Below are 19,681 nucleotides of genomic sequence, written 5' to 3'. Positions count from 1 at the left end.
GGTGCGGCTGCTGGAACGCGGCTCTGCGTCCCTGGACACTCTCCCGAGTGCCCGCTTCCGAAGGAAACAACGACTGGAATCGGGACAGAATTCCCACGCCGGTCCCTCTTTTTCGAGATCTTGCAGTATCCTGCCCCGCCATCCCCCGCTCAAGGGGCGGGCGGGATACCGCCAGGGCCCGAAGAGGTGCAGGTCAGGCCCGCGTTCGAGGCCGGCCCGGAAGCCCTTGCCGCCCCGTACGGGCATCGCGTCCGTGAGACCGCCGTCACACGCAGCGACACGTGCCGTGGCTGCACTCCACCCCTGAAGACGGCCCTCGCCCGTTTCCGGTTGCCTGGACAACCGGCCCATTCCTAGCCGAACTGGACCGAACGCTTCGACAGACCCATCCAGAACCCGTCGACCGCGTCGGAGCGGCGGGCGAGGTCACCGGAGGCCTCCGCGGCGCCCAGGGTGACGAAGAGCGGGGCGAAGTGCTCCGTACGGGGGTGGGCGAGGCGGCCGGCCGGGGCCTTGGCCTCGAAGTCCAGCAGCGCGTCCACGTCGGACGCGGCCAGCGCCTCGCGGCCCCACGCGTCGAACTCCGCCGACCAGGACGGGACACCGAGGCCGGTGTGCCGCAGCGCGGCCAGGTTGTGGGTGAAGAAGCCGCTGCCGACGATCAGGACGCCCTCGTCGCGCAGGGCCGCGAGCTTTCGGCCGACGTCCATCAGGCGGCGCGGATCCAGGGTGGGCAGGGAGACCTGCAGGACCGGCACGTCGGCCTGCGGGAACATCTCCACCAGCGGGACGTACGCGCCGTGGTCGAGGCCTCGGTCCGGGACGTCCTGGACGGGGGCGCCGGGGGCGCGCAGGAGGGCCCGTACGGAGGCGGCGAGCCCGGGGGCGCCGGGGGCGTCGTAGCGGACCCGGTAGTAGCGCTCCGGGAAGCCCCGGAAGTCGTGGACGAGGGGGACCCGCTCTGTGGCGCCGAGGGCGAGCGGGGCCTCCTCCCAGTGCGCGGAGACCATCAGGATCGCGCGGGGGCGGGGCAGCGCGGCGGACCAGGCGGCGAGCTCGCCGGGCCAGACCGGGTCGTCGGCGAGCGGCGGGGCGCCGTGGCTCAGATAGAGCGCCGGCATGCGGGCCGGGGATTCGGCGGGGGTCGGGACGGTCGTCACGGGGCGCTCCTCGTTCGTCTGCGGGGGGCCGGACACAAGACTGACCCCGCGTCGTTCAAATTTGAACGACACGGGGTCGGCAGTCATTCCCGGGGTCCCCCGAGCCGCGTCAGTGGGCGATCACCGGGATCTTCACCTCGGCGTCGGCGCCCGCGCCGGCACCGGAGGCGACGGGGCCGCCCGCGCCCGGACGGCCGGTGTTGATCAGCGTCAGCGCGATGGTCGAGCTGGCGACGAGGATGCCGACCGCCCACCAGATGGCGCTGGAGTAGCCCTCCACCATCGCCTGGGCCTGGATCAGCTTCGCCGCCGCACCGCCCGCCGCGGCCTCGGCCGCGTGGTCGGTCAGGTACGCGGTGGTCGCCGAGGCGGCGATCGTGTTCAGCAGGGCGGTGCCGATCGCGCCGCCCACCTGCTGCGAGGTGTTCACCATGGCGGAGGCGACACCGGCGTCGGCCGGGTTCACCCCGTGCGTCGCCAGCGACATGGCCGGCATGAACGCCGTACCCATGCCGAGGCCCAGCAGCAGCTGCGCCGGCAGGATCAGCGCCGGGTACGAGGACCCGACCTCGAGCTGGGTCAGCATCAGCATGCCGGTGGCGGCGAGCAGGAAGCCCGGGCCCATCAGCAGCCGGGGCGGGACCCGGGTCATCAGGCGGGCGCCGATCTGCGTGGAGCCCGTGATCATGCCCGCGATCATCGGCAGGAAGGCGAAGCCGGTCTTGACCGGCGAGAACTCCTTCACGACCTGGAGGTAGTACGTCAGGAAGAGGAACAGGCCGAACATCGCGATGACGGCCAGGCCCAGGGAGAGGTAGACACCGCCGCGGTTGCGCTCCAGCAGGACGCGCAGCGGCAGCAGCGGGGACTTCACCCGGGACTCGACGAACACGAAGGCCGCGAGCAGCGCCGCCGAGGCGATGAACATGGCCACGGTGACCGTGTCGGACCAGCCGGCCGACTCGGCGCGGGTGAAGCCGTAGACCAGCGCGACGAGGCCGGTGGTCGACAGGATCACGCCGGGGATGTCGAGCGGGGCGCGGTTGCGGCCGCCCGCGGGCTCACGGATGACCAGCCAGGCACCCACGGCCGCGGCGATCGCGAACGGGATGTTGACGAAGAAGGTCCAGCGCCAGTTCAGGTACTCGGTGAGGAAGCCGCCGAGGATCAGGCCGACGGCTCCACCGCCACCGGCGATCGCGCCGTAGATGCCGAAGGCCTTGGCGCGCTCCTTGGCGTCGGTGAACATGACGGCCAGCAGGGAGAGCGCGGCCGGGGCGAGCAGCGCGCCGAAGGCACCCTGGAGGGCGCGGGCGCCGAGCATCATCGCCTCGCCATTGGCGGCGCCGCCGAGCGCGGAGGCCAGGGCGAAGCCGATGAGACCGACGATGAAGGCGTTCTTGCGGCCCCACTTGTCGGCGATGCGGCCGCCGAAGAGGAGCAGCCCGCCGAAGGCCAGCGCGTACGCGGTGATGACCCACTGGCGGTTGCCGTCGGAGATCCCGAGGTCGGTCTGGGCGGACGGGAGGGCGATGTTCACGATGGTCGCGTCGAGGACGACCATCAGCTGCGCCAGGGCTATGAAGACGAGTGCCTTCCAGCGACTGGGATCGGCAGCCGGCGCGAGGGTCGCGGCCGTTTTTGGCATGGGGGTACCCATTTCATCTGCGGAATGACTGAAAAATGATGTTCGAAACGTTCAAGAAGTTCGAGACGTTTCACATGTTCAAGACGCTTAAGCCGGGTTTACGACGCTAGCGGGCGCGACCCGGGGCGTCACATGGTTTTCTGCCTCAGGTCCTCGAGGGTGGCCGCCGAGCCGGGCAGCCGGGAGCGGGCCGGGGCCCGCAACCCGTCCAGGAACAGCTGGAGATGGCGGTGGACGAACCCCTCCACCTCGGTGCAGCTGATGCCCGGCAGGGGCCTGCTGAGCTGGGAGAGGGCGACCATCAGGTCGCCGACGCCGATGTCCGTACGGATCAGCCCGGCCTCCTGGCCGGCCGTCACCAGGGCCTCGACCGCTTCCGCCAAGGCCTCGCGGGCCGCGACGAGTTCGGGGTGCTCGCTGTCGAAGTCCCCGGCGAGCATGGGGCACAGGGCTCCGATCCGCTCGTCCGCGGCCGCGTGCGTGAAACGGCACAGCGCGGCGAAGGCGTCGGGCTCCTCGGCGAGCGAGTCCTCGGCCTGGGCCGTGACGCGGTCCATGACGAAGAGCACGACGTGGTGGACCAGGGCGGCCCGGTCGGGGAAGTGCCGGTAGAGCGTGGCGTTGCCGATGCCCGCCCGGCGGGCGACCTCGTCGAACGGTGCGCCCGAGCCCAGCTCCACGAGCACCTCGCGCGCCGCCACCAGGATCCGCTCGCGGTTGCGGACGGCGTCCGCGCGCGGACGCGGGACCCGCGTGGGGGCGGGCTCCGTGCCCGCCGGGCCCCCGGCCGCCTCCAAGGCGGCCGGGGCCGCCGCGAGGGTGGTGGAGCGCTTCATTCGAGGCCTCCCTGGGCCTGGGACTCGTACCCGCCCCCTCAAACGGGGAGCCGGTCCCCGCTTGGCGGGACTCCCGTACAAACGGGGATTGCGTCCCCGGTTATTTCACCCTCATGTGTGACCTGGCTCACTTCGGGGTTCCCGTTCGGACGCACCCGACGCGCGGGCGCGCCGCAGCCGACGGAGGGTGATCGCACAGAGCGCAGTCCGGGCCCGGCCGGCTGCCGCGGACCCGAAGGCGATCTCCATGCCGCAGACCCGCCACCGGATACGCACACCACGCCGCGCCTGCGCCTACATCGGCCTCACCGCGCTGGCCCTCGGCGTCACCGCCACCGCGAGCACCGGGATAGCCGACCGCAGCCGCTCCGCGGCCGGGCCCGTGGCCACCAGCGCCGAGTCCGCGCTGGCGCCCTGCCGGATCACCGGCGCGATGGGGGTGCAGATGTCCGAGGGCATGCCGACCCCGCCCGGGTACTCCCGCTCGACCGGCGAGATCCGGGCGCTGAACCTGATGATCGACTTCCCGGACGCCAAGGGCGAGGGCACGGCGCTGGACCGGCTCGCGGAGTTCTTCCCCCAGACCTCCGAGTGGTTCCACACCAGCTCCTACGGCCGCCTCACCTACCGCGCCGAGGCTCCGATACGGACCTGGCTGCGGATGCCGATGCCGTTCGCCGCGTACGGGATCGAGCGCGGCTCCGCGTACGAGCCGGGCTACCGGCAGCTCGTCGAGCACATCGCGAAGGCCGCCGACTCGGAGGTGGACTTCAGCCGCTACGACCTGGTCAACATCCTGGTCACGCCGAACGCCGGACCGTCCGCCCTGGACACCGTGCTCTCGGTGACGTTCTCCGGCAACGGCGAGGCCCCGATGGCCGACGGCGTGCCGCTCGCCAACACGTCCTTCGTCTACAGCCGCCAGGACGACGGCTCGGGCTCCTACCGGGAGACCGGCTACCGGGTGCTCCCCCACGAGAACGGGCACGTCTTCGGACTGCCCGACCTGTACACCTCCGACGGCGGGGGCGCGGTCGGGCACTGGGACGTCATGAGCGAGGACTGGGGCGCCAACAACGACCTGCTGGGCTGGCACAAGTGGAAGCTGGGCTGGCTGGACGGCTCGCAGATCAGCTGCGCCTCGAAATCCGGCGTCAGCGACCACACCCTGACCCCGCTCGGGGTGGAGGGCGGCACGAAGCTGGCCTTCGTGCCGGTGTCGGAGACCGCCGGGTACGCGGTGGAGGTGCGCACCCGGGCCGGGAACGACGAGGCCGTCTGCAAGCCCGGCGTACTGATCTACAAGGTGGACTCCCAGGTGGACACCGGGCGCGGGCCCGTGACCGTCTCGGACAGCGCGAACGGCAGCGGCGGCTGCACCCGGCGGCCCAACGTGCACGGGGAGCTGTCGGACGCGCCGTTCCGGCCGGGCGAGACCTTCACGGACGACAAGGCCGGCATCAGCATCTCGGTGGTGGGCGAGCTGCGCGACGGCAGCTTCCAGGTCCGGATCACCCGCCCCTGAGTCCGGGCCGTTGCAGGCCACGACAACCCAAGGAGAAACGGATGACGACCGGCACCCCCGAAGAGCGGCTCGCCGCGGCCGGGCACAGCCTCCCGAAGGCCCTCGCCCCGCTGGGCGCGTACGTGCCCGCCCTGGTCAACGGGCACCACGTGTACACCTCCGGCCAGCTCCCGATGGTCGACGGCGCACTGCCGCTGACCGGCAAGGTCGGCGCCGAGGTCAGCGCGGAGCAGGCCAAGGAGCTGGCCCGGCAGTGCGCGCTGAACGCCCTCGCCGCGATCGCCTCGGTCGCCGGTGACCTGTCCGCCGTCAAACGCGTGGTCAAGGTGGTCGGCTTCGTGGCCAGCGATCCGCGGTTCACCGGCCAGCCCGGCGTGGTCAACGGGGCCAGCGAGCTGTTCGGCACCGCCTTCGGCGACGCCGGCATCCACGTCCGCAGCGCGGTGGGCGTGGCGGTGCTGCCGCTGGACGCCCCCGTGGAGGTCGAGGTCATCGTGGAGCTGTACACCCCGATGGGCGTCTGAGGCGCCGGGTCACGCGGCTGCGCCGGACCGGTACTCCTCCCAGGTCCAGAGGAGTTGGCGGCGGGCCAGGACGCCGACGGCGTGGCGGCGGTAGCGGGCGGTGCCGCGGACGTCGTCGATCGGGTTGCAGGACGCGGCCGCGAGATCCCCGAACTGCTTCGCGATCGACGGGGTGACGACCTTGCGCGACTCCCAGAAGCCGCCCTCCTCCAGGGCCGCGGCCAAGAACTCCTCGGCCGTCTTCGCCCGGATCGGAGTGGGGGCCGCCGAGCCGATCCCCGTACGGACGGTCCGGGTCGCCGGGTGCAGGGCCAGGCCGAAGGCGCAGACGGCGATGACCATGGCGTTGCGGGTGCCGACCTTGGAGAACTGCTGGGGCCCGTCGGCCTTGGCCACGTGGACGGCCTTGATCAGCTCGTCGGGGGCGAGGGCGTTGCGCTTGACCCCGGTGTAGAACGCGTCGATCGGGATCAGCCGGGAGCCCCGTACGGACTCCACCTCGACCTGCGCGCCGGCCGCGAGGAGCGCCGGGTGCGCATCGCCCGCCGGGGACGCCGTGCCGAGGTTGCCGCCGACGCTGCCGCGGTTGCGGATCTGCGGGGAGGCGACGGTGTGCGAGGCGAGGGCCAGACCCGGGAGCTGCGTCCGCAGGTGCTCCATGATCTCCGTGTACGGGACGGACGCGCCGAGCCGTACGACGTCCTCGCCGATCTCCCATTCCCGCAACAGCCCGATGCGGTTCAGGTCCATGAGGTATTCCGGCCGGCGGTGGTCGAAGTTGATCTCGACCATCACGTCGGTGCCACCGGCGATGGGCACGGCGGCGGGGTGCTCGGCCTTGGCGGCGAGCGCCTCCTCCCAGCCGGCGGGGCGAAGGAAGTCCATGGGTGTCCCATGAACCGGGGCGTTCGACCTCAAACCGAAATCAGGCGGAATTCCCCCGGCCATCACGCCCCTGCGGGGACAGGTTGATGTTGAAATCCCGGCCCATGAAGACCTGGCTGTGGCTGTGGAACTCGCCGCCGGTGATCGTGTTCGCGATCGACGGGGTCTCCCGCCAGCCCGGGTTCACCTCGTCCAGCAGCTCCGTGAGCTCCCGTACGGCCGCCGGATCGGACTCGAGGACGGTGCGCAGGCGGTCCCGCCAGCCCTCCTCGAGCTGTTCCGCGGCGGCTTCGTCGCCGTCGGCGCGGGCCAGCAGCAGCTCGGCGCGCGAGGAGCGGAGCTCCGTGTCCGTGCGCCCGAGGAGGCGGGCCAGTCGCCCGCTCGTATAGGTCCACGCGTCCGAGGCCATCAGCCCGATGATGGTCGTCGCGCCCGCTGTCACCAGTGCCCCCACATCCATGCAGGCCAGGCTAAACCGTAGGCTGGCGGCGGCGTGAGCGGATCGGGGAAGCGGGGGGCACGGTGCGGGTGCGGACGGAGCGGGGGCTGCCGGACCGCCGGTGGCTCACGGTGCCGGCCACGCGCACGGTCCTCGGCGTCATCCACAACGTCACCTCGGCGACGCGGCTGCTCGACGTGCTCGCCGTCTTCGAGGGCGACCCGCGGGTGCGGGTGGTGTTCACGTGCACCGGGTCGTCGGAGCTGGACGGCGGGGTCGCGGAATTCGCCGCCGCGCACGGGCTTTTCCTCATTCCGTGGGAAAGGGCGCTGGCGCAGGAATTCGACCTGGCCGTGAGCACCAGCCGCGGTGGAGATCTGGAGGAGATCTCCGCACCGCTCATCGGCGCCCCGCACGGCGCCGGATACAATAAAAGGCTCAGCAGGAATCCGGAATCCGGAATCCGGAATCCGGTGCAGGGGCCAGGGCCGGGGCCGGGAGCAGGGCCGGGGCGTTCGGGCTCTCCGGCGAGTGGCTGCTCCACGACGGCGAGGTCGTCCCGTCCGCCATCGTCCTCTCGCACGAGGAACAGCACGCCCGCCTGCTCCGCGACTGCCCCGAGGCCGCCCCGTACGCCCACATAGTCGGCGACCCCTGCGCGGACCAGCTCGACGCCTCCGCGCCTTTCCGTACGGAATACCGCGCCGCACTCGGAATACGGCCCGGGCAGAAACTCCTCCTGATCACCTCCACCTGGGGCCCGGATTCCGTCCTGGGTGCCGCACCCGATGCCGTGCGCCGGGCCCTCGCCGAATTGCCGTACGACGAATACCGCGTCCTGGCCGCCGTCCATCCCAATGCCTGGTACGGCCATGGCGGCTGGCAGATCCGGAACTGGCTGAAGCCCTGCCTGCGCGCCGGGCTGATCCTGCCGCCGCCCGCCGGGGAGACCTGGAAGGCCGCGATCTGCGCCGCGGACGCCTTCCTCGGCGACCACGGCTCGCTCTCGCTGTACGCCGCCGCCCGCGGGCTGCCCGGGCTGCTCGCCTCCTTCGGCGCGGACACCGTCGCCCCCGGCTCCCCCATGGCCTGGCTCGGCGAGCGGCTGCCCCGCCTGGACCCGGTCCGCCCGCTGGCCGCCCAGCTGGACGGGGCCGTCGCCCTGCCCTCGGCCGCGGCGCGCATCACCTCGCGCCCCGGCCGCTCGCTCGCCCTGTTCCGCACGCTCTGCTACCGCCATCTCGCCCTGCCGGAACCGCAGTTCCCGTGCGTGCCGCGGCCCGTGGCGGTGCCGGAACCGGCCCCGCCCGGCACGCCGGTGGGTCCCGCGCTGTACGTCGACACCCGCGTCACCGGCCGGGAGGTCGCCGTACGCCGCTACCCGGCCGAGGCGCAGCGCGGGACCGCCGCCCACCTGGGCGCCGACGTGCACGTGGTGGCCGACGCCGCCGAGCCGGATCCGCGGCTGCGCGCCCTCGCCGACGTACTGGTGGCGCGGCCCGGGGCGGATCCGGCGGAGGTGCTCGCCCGGAACCCGGGGTGCGCCCTGGTGGCCGGGCCCGGGCCGCGGCTGGTGCTGCGGGGCGGGCGGGTGTTCGGGGTGCCGGGCGGGGTGGATCCCGCGCCGGCGGCCTCGGCGCTGCTGGCGCTGCTCGGCGAAGGCCTGGACCCGGAAGGGGAGTTCACCCTCCGGTTCGGCGGCGCCGTCTCAGCCCTGCGCCTGCTCCGGGCCCCCGCGGGCGAGGCGGATCCGGGCTTCCTCGGCCCGGATACTGCGCAATGACCCGTACAGCTCCAGCGCCTCCTGCCAGTCGGCCCGCGCGGCCGCCGGGTCGCCGAGGGCCGCGCGTACGTCTCCCCGTACGAGCACGGCGTCGGCCCGGTTGAGCGTGGGCGCGGCGAAGGCCTCCAGGGCTGCTTCGAGCGGTTCGACCGCCTCCCCGGGGCGTCCGGCCGCGAGCTGGGCCATGGCCTGGCGCAGCCGGGTCTTCGCCGCGTTCCCGGTGTCCGGCTCGGTGAGCGCCAGGAAGCCGCGCAACGCCTCGGCCAGGTGGGCGGCGGCCCGTTCGTGCCGGCCGGCCGCGCTCGCCGCGTTGCCCTGGTGGTACTCCAACAGGGCCCGGCCGCGCGGGTGTTCCAGGTCCCCGAGAGCCGCCAGGGCCTGCCCGTACAGCTCGGCGGCCGCCTGCGGATCGCCCTGCGCGACCGCGATCCGGCCGAGCCCCTCCAGGGCGGAGGACTCGGTCCGGGCGTGCCCTCCGGCGCGGCGGGCGCTCTCGCGGGCGGCGTCGTAGTGCGTGCGCGCGTCGTCGAGGTCCTCGGCGGAGCCGCGGTCGGTGAGGGCGAAGGCCAGCTCGAAGTGCATCCGGGCGAGGAGGAGCCCGTCGTCGACGGCGCAGTCCGCCGCCAGCCGCGCGATGCGGATCCACAGGGCGTGGTGGCCGCGGTCGAGGAACAGCCCGTGGACGGCCTCGGCGAGCAGGCAGAGCTGCGCCGGCTCGAGCCCCGGCAGTTCGGCGACGGCGACGAGGTTGTTCCGGTCGGGCTCCAGCGCCTCCAGGGCCTCGGCCTTGTCCCGGAACACGCCCGCGAGCGGGCCGGGTTCGGCGAAGAGGGCGCCGGCCCGCCAGCGCCCGGAGATCCGCAGCTCGGCGGCGACCGCCCGGCGCAGGTACCAGTCGATGACGCGCGGCCCGTCGGAGGGATCGGGGGCGGCCAGGATCTGGGCGTGGCCGTGCACGACCCCGTTGAGCCGGGAGCGCCGCGGCCCGGACCGCTCCAGCAGCCCGGCCGCGTAGAGGGGACCCCGTACGCCGGGCGCCAGCTCGTCGAGGAGGGCGTCGGCGAACTCCGGGGTGGGATGGACGCCCAGGAGGCGGAATCCGCGCTGCACCTGCGGGTCGAGGGCCTCGTACGCGAGGTCGAACAGGCGGCGGGGCATCCCGAGCGCCTCCAGGATGTTCTCCCGTGCGATCCGGGCCGCCAGACCCTCGACCCCGTCGGACGCCGGATCGGCGGCGCGGGCCGCGGCGATGCGTACGACGTACGGCAGCCCCGCCGACGCCCGCAGCACCGTACGCAGCGCCTCCCCGGCCGGTACGTCCTCCCCCGCGACGGTGCGGAACAGCTCGGCGCACGCCTCCTCGTCCAGCTCCGGCACCGCGAGCCGCACCGGCAGCCGCCCCTCGACGGCGCCGAGCCGGAACCTGCTGGTCATCACCACCATGCCGGCCGGATGACCGGGCAGCAGCCGCTCCACGTCCACCTGGGCGGCGGAGAGGACCCCGTCGAGGACGACGAGCGAGGGCCGCTCGGCACTCAGACTCCGAAACCGCGCGGCCAATGCCGCCTCGGTGGCGGGGAGTTCGGATCGGGGCGTGCCGAGCACCCCGATGAACGACTCGAGCACGGCGGCGGTCCCCGTGGGGTCTGCGAGCCCCTGGGGGCTCATGTCGGCGTAGAACACCCCGCCGGGGAAGGCGTCTTGGCGCTGTTGCGCCCAGTGCAGGAGCAGCCCGGTCTTGCCGACTCCGACGGTGCCGTGCAGCAGCACCAGCAGCGGCGCCCCCTGGCCGTCCCGCCCGGCGAGCAGCCCGTCGAGCCGGTCCCGCAGGACCTCGCGGTCGACGAACCCGTCGGGTCCGAAGGGCAGCATGCGGGGCACGGGCGGAGCCATGGGGCCGTGGTGGGCCACCCGGGAGTCCCGGCCCATGAAGACCGGGCCGTAGAAGGTGCCGCCGGAGATGTTGCTGCTGACCGAGTCGTCCACGGCCCGCAGTCTCCCAGCACCCCCACCCGCACGCCCCGCTCCTGCCGGATCATGGCCGATAACCGCCCCCGGGGGCCGCGGACCTCATCGCGAAGTCAGGCCTTTTCCCACGGTGTGGGATTCGGGCGACGGCGCCACCACCAGCCGCCGGCGACCTGTTCTGCGCAGACACCCGTCAGTTCTCTGCGAAGGCTCCCAGACGGGTCTTCCTCTGTCGCAGCGGCAAACCGCCGGTCCAACGGCTCCAGGGCCCTGCCCAGCAGCTCAGTGACGTCACCGGGCAGCCGGGCACCGATACCGGCCAGCTCGTCGCGGGCTTCGAGGCGCTCTCGATAAAGGTCGGCCGGATACCACCCCGATGGCGCCCACCCGCATTCCATTTGCGTGATGACCCTCTCCCACACCACCAGGTTGTTCTTCACGTACCAGACGGGGCTGCCCGTCCGGTCGTCGAGGGAAAGCCGCGCAAGGCCCGCGGCGGCCTGCCGCACTTTCTCCACCGATACCGCGAAGGCCCAGGCCACAGGCGTGTCCGGCCGCTGCTCCCGTACGATCTCGGCGAATCTCGTCACGATCGCCCGGGGCAGCCGAGGCACGGGCGCCTCGACGGCGGTGACCTCGTAAAGGGGAGGCTCGTCGTCGGAGAGTTCGAGCCGGGCACGAGTGAGAAGACCTTCCGGCGTCACCACCCAGTAGGCACTGGGCGGTGCTTCCTCCGCGGGAAACAGGACGGTCGTCATCGCGGCCTTCGCGAACCCCGCGGCAAGGTCGGACTCGAGCGGCTGGTCAGCAACGTGCTCCTGGGCATAGATGTCCAGCGACCAGGCCACCTCACCGCGGACCGCACGGTATTCGCACGAGACGGGCGCCTCCCAGTTCCGCAGGTCGGGGTCGCCGTCGGGGTCGGCCGTTTCCACGTCACCGACCGCGACACCCAGGCAGCCGGCCAGCGCGACGGCCATGGTCTCGGGGCTGACGGGGTCGACGGTGAGGAGGTTGTACGTCACGGATGCATCCCGTTGCAGACGGCATGGGGCGCGTCGGCCCCGGTTGGTCACCCCTGAAGCGAGTGGACGACGGTTTCCCGCACATTCCCGAACCACCGGCGCAGCCGCACCCCCGGGGGCGGGCAAACGCTGAGCCCGAGCGTCGCAGCCGACTTCTTGAGCAGTGAATCCGATTCATTGATGCTCAAGAATTCAAGGATTTCATTCGCCACGCTCCGGAGGTCGCTCTCCGAAACGCCCGAAACGTAGTCGTCCAGAGCCTCCTCGTCCGAGGCGTACTCCAACGAGAAATCCTGATGGAAGTAGGCTCCCAGCAGGTGCGAGAGAGCAGGAAAACGCTCTCTCCACTCCCACGCGGTTTGCGGAGGCAACGTGGAGGGGGCCACTGGCTCTGCGAGGAACTGCCGGAGGTGACCGCGCACCACGGCAAGGCATCTCTCGACCGTCTCCCCACGGGGAGGGTTGATGTGCGGCAAGAGATCGACGTCGTCCGCGATCTCGTCGCTGAACAGGCCGACTGCCAGGAGATCGTCGATTTCCGCTACGGCCTCCACCGCGCGCGCGGGATCGAGCGCGGCTTGCCTGAGGTACGCGGCGAGCGCGGCTCCGGGGCTGCCCTCTGTGTCATCGAAGGCGTAGCCGGTCACTTCATAAGAGCGCAGGAGCTGGCGCAGCTCACAAAAACGATCGTTCGACCGCGACACCTGTTCACGCCTCACTCTCGGGCAGAAGCCATTCGCCGACGATGGACCCGAGGGCGCGCAGGCAGCTCGGGCGCGGCCATTTCCACGTTCCGCACGATGGTATGCGAGCCGTTGAGTTGGGACCGCCGCACTGAACACCGGTCGCCGTCCGAGCGGTTGGGCGACGGCGAGGTCCCCTCGCCGGCAGCCCGTCACGTCCTGCGTCGGGCAGCGGACACGGCTCGTGCACGGGCCGGGGTCGAGCCTCGCTTATGGGGGCGCATCCGTGCAGCACGATCCGCTAGGCTGTCGGAGGTCAGGCCTTCGTAGCTCAGGGGATAGAGCACCGCTCTCCTAAAGCGGGTGTCGCAGGTTCGAATCCTGCCGGGGGCACACAGGGACAAGGGCACCTACTGGGTCAGTAGGTGCCCTTTTCCGTGGGGCGTCGCGCGGCTGACGGGGTGTCGGCGCCGGTCAGGGGGTCAGGTCGGCGTAGAAGATGATGTTGTTCGTGCGGTGGCCGTCCTTGATCTCGCCGCCGCAGGTCAGCAGGCGGAGTTCGGGGCGCTGCGTGTCGGCGTAGACCTTGTCGGTCGGGAAGTCCTTCTTGTTGACGTCCTCGATCTCGCGGATCTTGAACTTGGCGGTCCTGCCGTCCTCGCGCGGCACCTCGATGAGATCGCCCAGCTTGATCTTCTTGACGTCCTTCATCAGGGCCGGGCCGTGCTTGGTGTCGAAGTGCGCGACGAGGACGGAGACGCCCTTCTCGCCCGGGGTGACGCCCCCGGTCCACCAGCCGGGGCTGTTCGCGTCCGTGTCGGCGTTCGGCACGCCGAGTTCGCCGGTGGCGGCGTCCACCTCGAGGTCGACCATCCTCTTCGCGTCCACGCCCGCCGCGTCGATCTTCATAGCGGTCGGCTTCGACGGGGGGAGGGCCGCGGTGGTGTGCGCGACGGGGGCTGCGGAGGTGCTGGCGACCTTGGGGTCCGGGGGGAGCCGGGTACCGCAGGCGGTCAGGGCGGCCGTGACGGATGCCGCCAGGGTGGTCGTCACGATCAGGCGGCGCGTGCGCGGCACGAGGGTGCTCGGCATGGAGTTCTCCTGGCAGGGGCGGGCCGCCGGGCGGATGCCCGACGGCCGGGGTGGTGGCGGGGTCAGCGCTCGGAGCGGCGGCGGAACACCGTGAAGCCGAGGCCCGCGGCGCCCGCGGAGACCAGGCCGGCGCCGCCCGCGATCAGCGCTGCGCCGTCACCGGAGGCACCGGCCTTCTCGGCGCCCGCGCGGACGCCGCCCTTCGGAGTCGCCTTCTCGGGCTCCGGCTTCGCCGCGCCCCCGGTCCGCCCCTTCAGGCTGCCGTCCGGGTTCAGGACGAACTCCAGGTTCACGGTGCGCAGCGCCTCGCGCTCGATCGGCTGGGCCTCCGCGGAAGGGGTGTCGGCGGCGAAGGCCTGGGCGGCCGGGAGGGCCAGTGCCGTGACGGCGCCGGCGGCGCCGGCGGCGGTACGGAAGGTGGCGCGCATGAGTGGTACCCCTCGGGTCGCAGTCGCCTCTGGTCTCGGTCCGGTCCGACCGCATTCGGTGCGGTTCGCCCTGGCGACAACCCCGACGCTACGAGGGTCATGTTTTGGCCATCCGTCGGCAATGTAACAGTTGTCCGGATCCTGGCCCGCGTACCCACCAAGGACCAAAGTCCCTGATCGGAGACGTACGAAAGCCCTCCCGGCCGGAACCGGAAGGGCTGGCGTCCATCGACTGGCGACGTGGGGCGTGGGATCAGCTCAGGCCTCTGCTGCGTTCGCCGATGCGGTCACCCTGCGGAGTACCGGCCCGCTTGAGGGCCGCCTTCGTGTGCGCTCCGCCCTTGACCTTGCTCCGCAACCGCCCGTCGAAGTCGTGGCCTGCCGGGCGCGGCGGCCGATCCGGCTCCTGGGCCTGGTGGGCCTTTCGGAAATCCTGCTTCTGCTGCTCTTTGCTCATCCCGTCGTCAACTCCCTCAGGAAGCACCCAATCGGACTATTGGGATGGTATGCAGATATGCGCAGCAACGCACCCGGACCGTACGTAAAAAACTCCCGAGCAGCCCGATCCGGGCGAGCAGCCCGATCCGCCCGAGCCGCCTCCCGGTCAGGGACGCGGCGCCGCCGGACGCTGCGCCGCCCCCGCCGCCCAGCGGGTCAGCTCCTCCGGGCACGGCGTCCCCCGCGGCAGCTGGTACTTCGCCGCCACCCGGTACACCCCCGGCCCCGGCGCCAGCAGCTCCGTCCACACGTCGCCCTCGGTGTCCGGAGCGGCCTTGAACAGGCACCCGGCCGTGTTCGCGTACTCCTTCGGCAGCGTGCCCGAGCCCGAGCCGCCGCCCCCGCTGCGCGCCTTCGAGGCGAACGTCTCCTGCGGCGGCGGCACCGCCTTGCCCGCACCGTCCACCAGCCCCAGCCACGGCGAGTGCGGGATCCGTACGAGCACCCGCCCGGCCGCCTTCACGTCGACGACCAGCTGGTCCGCGCCGGCCCGCACCACCGTCGCCTGCCCGGACACCAGGTCCGTCGGCGCGTCCACCTTGAAGAGCCGCCAGTTCGCGTCGCCCCACACCTGCTGCAGGTACGGGAGCCCCGCGCGCACCAGCTTCGCCTCGTCTTCCCCGCCCGAATCGGGTTTGTCGGCCGGCAGCACCACGTAGTGCACGGCCCAGCGGTCCAGCCACTCCCGGTAGCTGTCGGCCGTGAGGGTGTCGTCGTAGAAGAGCGGGTTCCGCTCGAGGTCCGCCTGCCGGTTCCAGCCGCGCGCCAGGTTCACGTACGCGGGGAAGGCCGAGGACTCGCGGTGACTGCTGGCCGGGACCACCTCGACCCGGCCGCGGTCGGCGCCCTCCTTCTTCAGCTGGTCGACCAGCGGGGCCAGCTCCCGGTTCCAGGCGGCCACCGGGGTGGTGCGGACGATGTCCGTGATGCTGTTGGCGGTGATCCAGATGTTGATCCCGGCGAACGCGAGCAGCACCGCGTACCAGTGCCGGGTGCGCGGGACCGCGTACGGGAGGGCCGCGAGCAGCACGGCCCCGCCGAACAGCATGACCAGCCGGGTGACGTTCGAGCCGACCTGGGAGTCGATGGCCCAGGTCAGCAGGACCCCGAAGGCGTAGACCGCGGAGGCGATCCGGACCGTTTTCCACCGCTTCGGTACGAGGAACAGGATCGCCAGCCCGAACAGGAACGGCGGCGCGGCCGAGCCGAGCTTCATGGGCTGCGTCCCGGAGAACGGGAACAGCCAGGCCGACAGCCCGACCACCGCCGCCGGGGCCAGCCCCAGCGCGTACGCCCCGGGGCGCCGCCCGGACAGGAACAGAGCGGCCGCGATCACCCCGAGAAACAGCCCGGCGACGGGGCTGGAGGCGGTCGCGAGCCCGGCGAGCGGAGCCGCCACCGCGGCCTTGGCCCAGCGCCGCTCGGCCCATTTGCGGGGCCAGCAGAAGACGGCGGCGACGGCACCGAGGGCGAACATCGCCCCGAGGCCGAAGGTGACCCGGCCGGACAGGGCGTTGCAGAGCAGCCCGTACACCCCGGCCAGGGCCGGCCACAGCGGCTCGCGGACGGTACCGCGGCAGCGGGTCAGGATCAGCGCGAGCAGCCCGGCCGAGACCGTACCGGCGACCATCATCGTGGTCCGCACGCCGATCATGTACATCACGTACGGGGACACCACGCTGTACGAGACGGGGTGCATGCCGCCGTACCAGGCGAGGTTGTACGCCGAGTCCGGATGGCGGCCGACGAACTCGGCCCAGGCGTCCTGCGCGGCCAGGTCGCCGCCGCTGTTGGCGAAGCTGAAGAACCAGACGACGTGCAGGACCGCGGCGAACACGGTGGCCACCAGCACCGGGTGCCGGCGGGCCCAGCCGAGGACCCCCGCGGCCCCTATGCCGCCGGGCGCGGAAGCGGGAGCGGGAGCGGGGACGGAGCCGGAAGCGGAGCCCGGGCCGGCCTCGGGCACACCGGATCCGCCGGTGGCGGCTGGTGCGCTCCGGCTCTGGCTCTGGCTCTGGCTCTGCTGTTCAGCAGTGGTCACTGCCGTACTCCCCGGACTTCCCGGACTTCCCGGCACATCGATCGAACATCTGCGGCCCTTCTCGGGTCCCGTTCCCGGGTCGCTAGACGCGCGACGGCGCCCCGGGGTTGCCCGGGGCGCCGAATCACGCGGTCAGCTCACCGATGCCGGCGATCAGCCGACACGGGTCAGTTTGCTGCCGATGCCGGGCGCGGCGAGATCGCTCTGCAGCGCCACCGGCACCTTCACCTGGCTGGCCCCCTCGCCGACGGTCAGCACGCCGATCTCGGTGCCCGCCTTGGCGGTCTGCGGGAGCTTGCCGTCCCCGCCGGCCAGCTTGATGTTGACCGTGAGCGACGGCCAGCCGACCGCCTCCACGTCAGCGGTCGCGATGACCGGGGTGTGCCCGCCGAGGCCGTCGTCCACGTACCCGACGACGTCGCCCTTCTTCACGACGGGCGCGCTCACCAGCATCTTCTGCGTGGCCAGCATGACCTGCTTGCTCGCCGCGATGGCGGTGTCGAGGATGGGGACGCCGTACTGGCCGAGCACCGCGCCGACGATCAGCTGCTTGGTCTTGCCGACCTGCTTCTCGGCGGCGAAGAGCAGGTTGCCTCCGGCCTTGGTGGTGGAGCCGGTCTTGATGCCGAGCGCGCCGTTGCCCGGGATGAGGGTGTTGTAGTTGCGCCACTTCTTGCCGGAGGGGTCGATCCACTCACCCATCTTGGTGATGGCGACCAGCTCGGGCATCTCCACGACCTTGAGACCGAGCTTGACCTGGTCCTCGGCGGTGCTGACCGTGGTCGCGTCCAGGCCCGAGGGGTCCGTGTACGTGGTGTTGGTCATGCCGAGTTCCTTGGCGGCGTCGTTCATCTTCTTGACGAACGCGTCCTGGTCGCCGCCGGCGTCCCAGCGCGCGAGCAGCCTCGCGACGTTGTTGGCCGAGGGGATCATGATCGCGGCGAGGGCGTTGTACTCCGAGATCTTGCCGCCCGCCTTGAGCGTGTCGACCGTGGACTCGCCCTCGGAGCTCTTGGCGCCGTCCTCGACCGCCGTCTTGTCGACGTCGATCATCGGACCCTGCTCCCCCTTCTTGAGGGGGTGGTTCTTCAGGATCACGTACGCCGTCATCGTCTTCGCGACGCTGCCGATGGCGATCGGCTTCTGCTCGCCGAAGCTGCCGACGGTGCCGAGGCCCGCGGCGGCCATGTAGCCCTGGCCCTCCTTCGGCCAGGGCAGGACCGGGTTGCCGCCGTCGAAGGTGTACGAGGACTTCGCGGTCATCGTGAGCTTCGGCTCGGGCAGCGGGCGCACGAGCTGGACGACGGCGAGGATGATCACGAGAAGCGCGACCAGCGGGGCGTAGATCTTGAACCGCCGCACCGCCGTGCGCAGGGGGCTCGGCGGCGGGGGCGGGTTGTTGGTGAGGTCCGCGAGCATGTCGAGCGGCGGCTTGGGCGGCAGCGGCTGCTGCGTGGTCCGCTCGGTCCGCTCGGGGACGACCGGCTTCGGCGCGGCGGGCGCCGGGGCCGGGGCCTGGGCGGCCGGCGATGCCGACGCCGAAGCCGCGGGCTTGGCCGCCGGTCCCTGGTCCTTGCGCAGCGGTACGAACGTACTGGCCCGCTCCCCGCCGACCGCCTTCGGCGGCACGGGGCGGGAGGCGGCGGGCTTCTCCGGGGCCGGGGCCGGGGCCGGAGACGAGGTCGGGGCCGATGCCTTGGGCGACGCCTTCGCGTCCGGGGCCTTAGCGTCCGGAGCCTTCGCATCCGGCTTCACGGCCCGGAAGACGGCGGTGCGCTCGCTGTCGCCCGCCTCCTCGGCGGGCTTCCCGGCAGCAGCCGGGGCTGCCTTCGCGGCACCCGAAGCGGAATCCAACTTCGGCGCGCGGAAGACGGCAGTGCGCTCACTGTCCGCCGGCCCGTCGGAAGCCTTGCCCGCAGCAGGCGCCTTCGCGGCACCCGAAGCGGAATCCAACTTCGGCGCGCGGAAGACGGCAGTGCGCTCACTGTCCGCCGGCCCGTCGGAAGCCTTGCCCGCAGCAGGCGCCTTCGCGGCACCCGAAGCGGAATCCAGCTTCGGCGCCCGGAACACGGCGGTGCGCTCGCTGTCCCCCGCATCCGCGGGGGCCGCGCCCTTGCCGGCACCGGAAGCGGAACCCCCGGCAGGGCTCCGGTCGCCGTCGACCGGCTTCTTGGCGCCGGACGCCGGGGCACCCGTACCGCTCCCCGGCTTCACGGCGCGGAAGACCGCGGTGCGCTCGCTGTCGGCCGACGCCTTCGCAGCGTCTTCCGTCGGCTTGTCCGCGGCAGCGGCGTCCGTACCGCCCTTGGCCGCAGCCGAAGCGGACGCAGGCGACGATCCCGGCTTCACGGCGCGGAAGACCGCGGTGCGCTCGCTGTCGGCCGGCTTGTCGGCAGATGCCTCGGCAGCTGCCGGCCTCGAACCGGAAGCCCCGCGCGCGGCTTCCGCAGGCTTGTCCGCGGAAGCCGAAGCGGAATCCGAGATCGGCTTCTCGGCCGACGCAGCGGCGGCCGTCGGCTTTGCAGCCTCGGACGCGGGGGCATCCTTACCGCCCTTGGCGGCAGCCGACCCCGAGCGCGGCTTCTCGGCGTCCGACGGCTCGTCCGCAGAAGCGGGATCCGAGCCAGAAGCGGAATCGGCGTCGGGAGCGGAGCCGGCGTCGGCGTCATCCGCGGCTGCGTCCCGCTTCGGCGTGCGGGAGACCGCGGTGCGCCCGCTGTCGGCCGCGGGCTCGGAGTCCACCCGTCCGGAGGACCCGGCGCCCGGCTCCGGCTCCGCGGCGGAGCCATCGGCTTCCGCGTCGGTCGTCGCCACCCACGCCGCCACCGCCTCGCGCAGCGGATCGCGGCTCTTGCCTTCGCCCGAGCCGGAGCCCGAGCCGGAGCCCGAGCCCGAGCCGGAGCCCGAACCAGGGGCAGAGGCGGTCCCGGACTCGGGTTCCCGCGGCCGGAACACAGACAACCTCGGGTCACGCTCCGCGGAGGACATCGCCGCCCCCGACGCTCCTTCATCAACCGACTTGTCGGGGGACTCGCCCGCCACCAGTTCCTCCTCGATCGCCACCACGTCCGGCTGTCCGAATGTCTAACAGTGTCCCGTCTAGGGGGCATCGCCCCCGTGCTAGACGAGAACGACATAGCTGCGGG

The 19,681-nt window shown here is 72.4% G+C and carries 16 protein-coding genes and 1 tRNA gene; 4 read left to right on the top strand and 13 right to left on the bottom strand.

Translation table 11 applies throughout. The annotated features are described in order from the left end of the window. Positions 1-353 precede the first annotated feature (353 nt). The 3 genes from OG299_RS23145 to OG299_RS23135 all read right to left on the bottom strand — a co-directional run bounded on the left by OG299_RS23145 (position 354) and on the right by OG299_RS23135 (position 3,644). Positions 354-1,121, bottom strand: a complete 768-nt coding sequence (locus OG299_RS23145; RefSeq protein ID WP_327364580.1) for a dioxygenase family protein — start codon at positions 1,119-1,121, stop codon at positions 354-356. A 148-nt stretch (positions 1,122-1,269) separates the two neighbouring features. Then, positions 1,270-2,808, bottom strand: coding sequence for an MFS transporter (locus OG299_RS23140; protein WP_266628463.1), 1,539 nt, complete (start codon positions 2,806-2,808; stop codon positions 1,270-1,272). A gap of 128 nt (positions 2,809-2,936) precedes the next feature. Further along, on the bottom strand, positions 2,937-3,644 hold the full coding sequence (locus OG299_RS23135; protein ID WP_327362487.1) for a TetR/AcrR family transcriptional regulator: 708 nt from the start codon (positions 3,642-3,644) through the stop codon (positions 2,937-2,939). A 247-nt stretch (positions 3,645-3,891) separates the two neighbouring features. Here OG299_RS23135 and OG299_RS23130 point away from each other — a divergent pair, with 247 nt between their 5' ends. Both OG299_RS23130 and OG299_RS23125 read left to right on the top strand, forming a co-directional pair. Beyond that, positions 3,892-5,169, top strand: coding sequence for a M6 family metalloprotease domain-containing protein (locus tag OG299_RS23130; RefSeq protein WP_266628460.1), 1,278 nt, complete (start codon positions 3,892-3,894; stop codon positions 5,167-5,169). Between the two features lie 41 nt (positions 5,170-5,210). Further along, positions 5,211-5,693: a RidA family protein gene (locus tag OG299_RS23125; protein ID WP_266628458.1), complete on the top strand. Its 483-nt coding sequence runs from the start codon at positions 5,211-5,213 to the stop codon at positions 5,691-5,693. Positions 5,694-5,702: 9 nt separating this feature from the next. On the opposite strand, the gene OG299_RS23120 is transcribed toward OG299_RS23125, so the two are convergent. Then, entirely contained in the window at positions 5,703-6,578 is an 876-nt protein-coding gene (locus OG299_RS23120; protein ID WP_266628456.1) for an FAD binding domain-containing protein, read from the bottom strand. Positions 6,579-6,618: 40 nt separating this feature from the next. Beyond that, complete coding sequence (locus OG299_RS23115) at positions 6,619-7,038, bottom strand: hypothetical protein (protein ID WP_327362486.1); 420 nt, start codon at positions 7,036-7,038, stop codon at positions 6,619-6,621. A 793-nt stretch (positions 7,039-7,831) separates the two neighbouring features. Between OG299_RS23115 and OG299_RS23110 the strand changes: the two genes are divergently transcribed. Beyond that, entirely contained in the window at positions 7,832-8,800 is a 969-nt protein-coding gene (locus OG299_RS23110) for a hypothetical protein (protein WP_327362485.1), read from the top strand. Here the strand turns inward: OG299_RS23110 and OG299_RS23105 are convergent. The 3 genes from OG299_RS23105 to OG299_RS23095 form a co-directional block, all read right to left on the bottom strand. Beyond that, entirely contained in the window at positions 8,726-10,786 is a 2,061-nt protein-coding gene (locus tag OG299_RS23105; RefSeq protein WP_327362484.1) for a tetratricopeptide repeat protein, read from the bottom strand. The two genes, OG299_RS23110 and OG299_RS23105, sit on opposite strands and share 75 nt — an antisense overlap. 95 nt (positions 10,787-10,881) lie before the next feature. Beyond that, positions 10,882-11,793: a hypothetical protein gene (locus OG299_RS23100; protein WP_327362483.1), complete on the bottom strand. Its 912-nt coding sequence runs from the start codon at positions 11,791-11,793 to the stop codon at positions 10,882-10,884. 47 nt (positions 11,794-11,840) lie between these two features. Further along, complete coding sequence (locus OG299_RS23095; protein WP_327362482.1) at positions 11,841-12,440, bottom strand: contact-dependent growth inhibition system immunity protein; 600 nt, start codon at positions 12,438-12,440, stop codon at positions 11,841-11,843. Positions 12,441-12,796: 356 nt separating this feature from the next. Here OG299_RS23095 and OG299_RS23090 point away from each other — a divergent pair. Beyond that, positions 12,797-12,869 (top strand) — tRNA-Arg (locus tag OG299_RS23090). An 81-nt stretch (positions 12,870-12,950) separates the two neighbouring features. Here the strand turns inward: OG299_RS23090 and OG299_RS23085 are convergent. The 5 genes from OG299_RS23085 to OG299_RS23065 form a co-directional block, all read right to left on the bottom strand. Further along, on the bottom strand, positions 12,951-13,568 hold the full coding sequence (locus OG299_RS23085; RefSeq protein WP_327362481.1) for a sortase domain-containing protein: 618 nt from the start codon (positions 13,566-13,568) through the stop codon (positions 12,951-12,953). Positions 13,569-13,630: 62 nt separating this feature from the next. Next, the gene (locus OG299_RS23080) at positions 13,631-13,996 is read right to left on the bottom strand and encodes a hypothetical protein (RefSeq protein ID WP_327362480.1); all 366 of its coding nucleotides are present in this window, start codon (positions 13,994-13,996) and stop codon (positions 13,631-13,633) included. Positions 13,997-14,249: 253 nt separating this feature from the next. Further along, positions 14,250-14,453, bottom strand: a complete 204-nt coding sequence (locus tag OG299_RS23075) for a hypothetical protein (protein ID WP_327362479.1) — start codon at positions 14,451-14,453, stop codon at positions 14,250-14,252. Positions 14,454-14,600: 147 nt separating this feature from the next. Beyond that, positions 14,601-16,535 carry a DUF8823 domain-containing protein gene (locus tag OG299_RS23070; protein WP_442817526.1) on the bottom strand — a complete coding sequence of 645 codons (1,935 nt, stop codon included), beginning with the start codon at positions 16,533-16,535 and terminating at the stop codon, positions 14,601-14,603. Positions 16,536-16,688: 153 nt separating this feature from the next. Further along, complete coding sequence (locus OG299_RS23065) at positions 16,689-19,598, bottom strand: D-alanyl-D-alanine carboxypeptidase (protein WP_327362478.1); 2,910 nt, start codon at positions 19,596-19,598, stop codon at positions 16,689-16,691. Positions 19,599-19,681: the final 83 nt, after the last annotated feature.

Origin of the sequence: Streptomyces sp. NBC_01296 (assembly GCF_035984415.1) — a bacterium.
Lineage (GTDB): Bacteria > Actinomycetota > Actinomycetes > Streptomycetales > Streptomycetaceae > Streptomyces.
The sequence above is the reverse complement of the archived record's forward strand: the minus strand, read 5'-3'. Positions and strand labels throughout refer to the sequence as shown.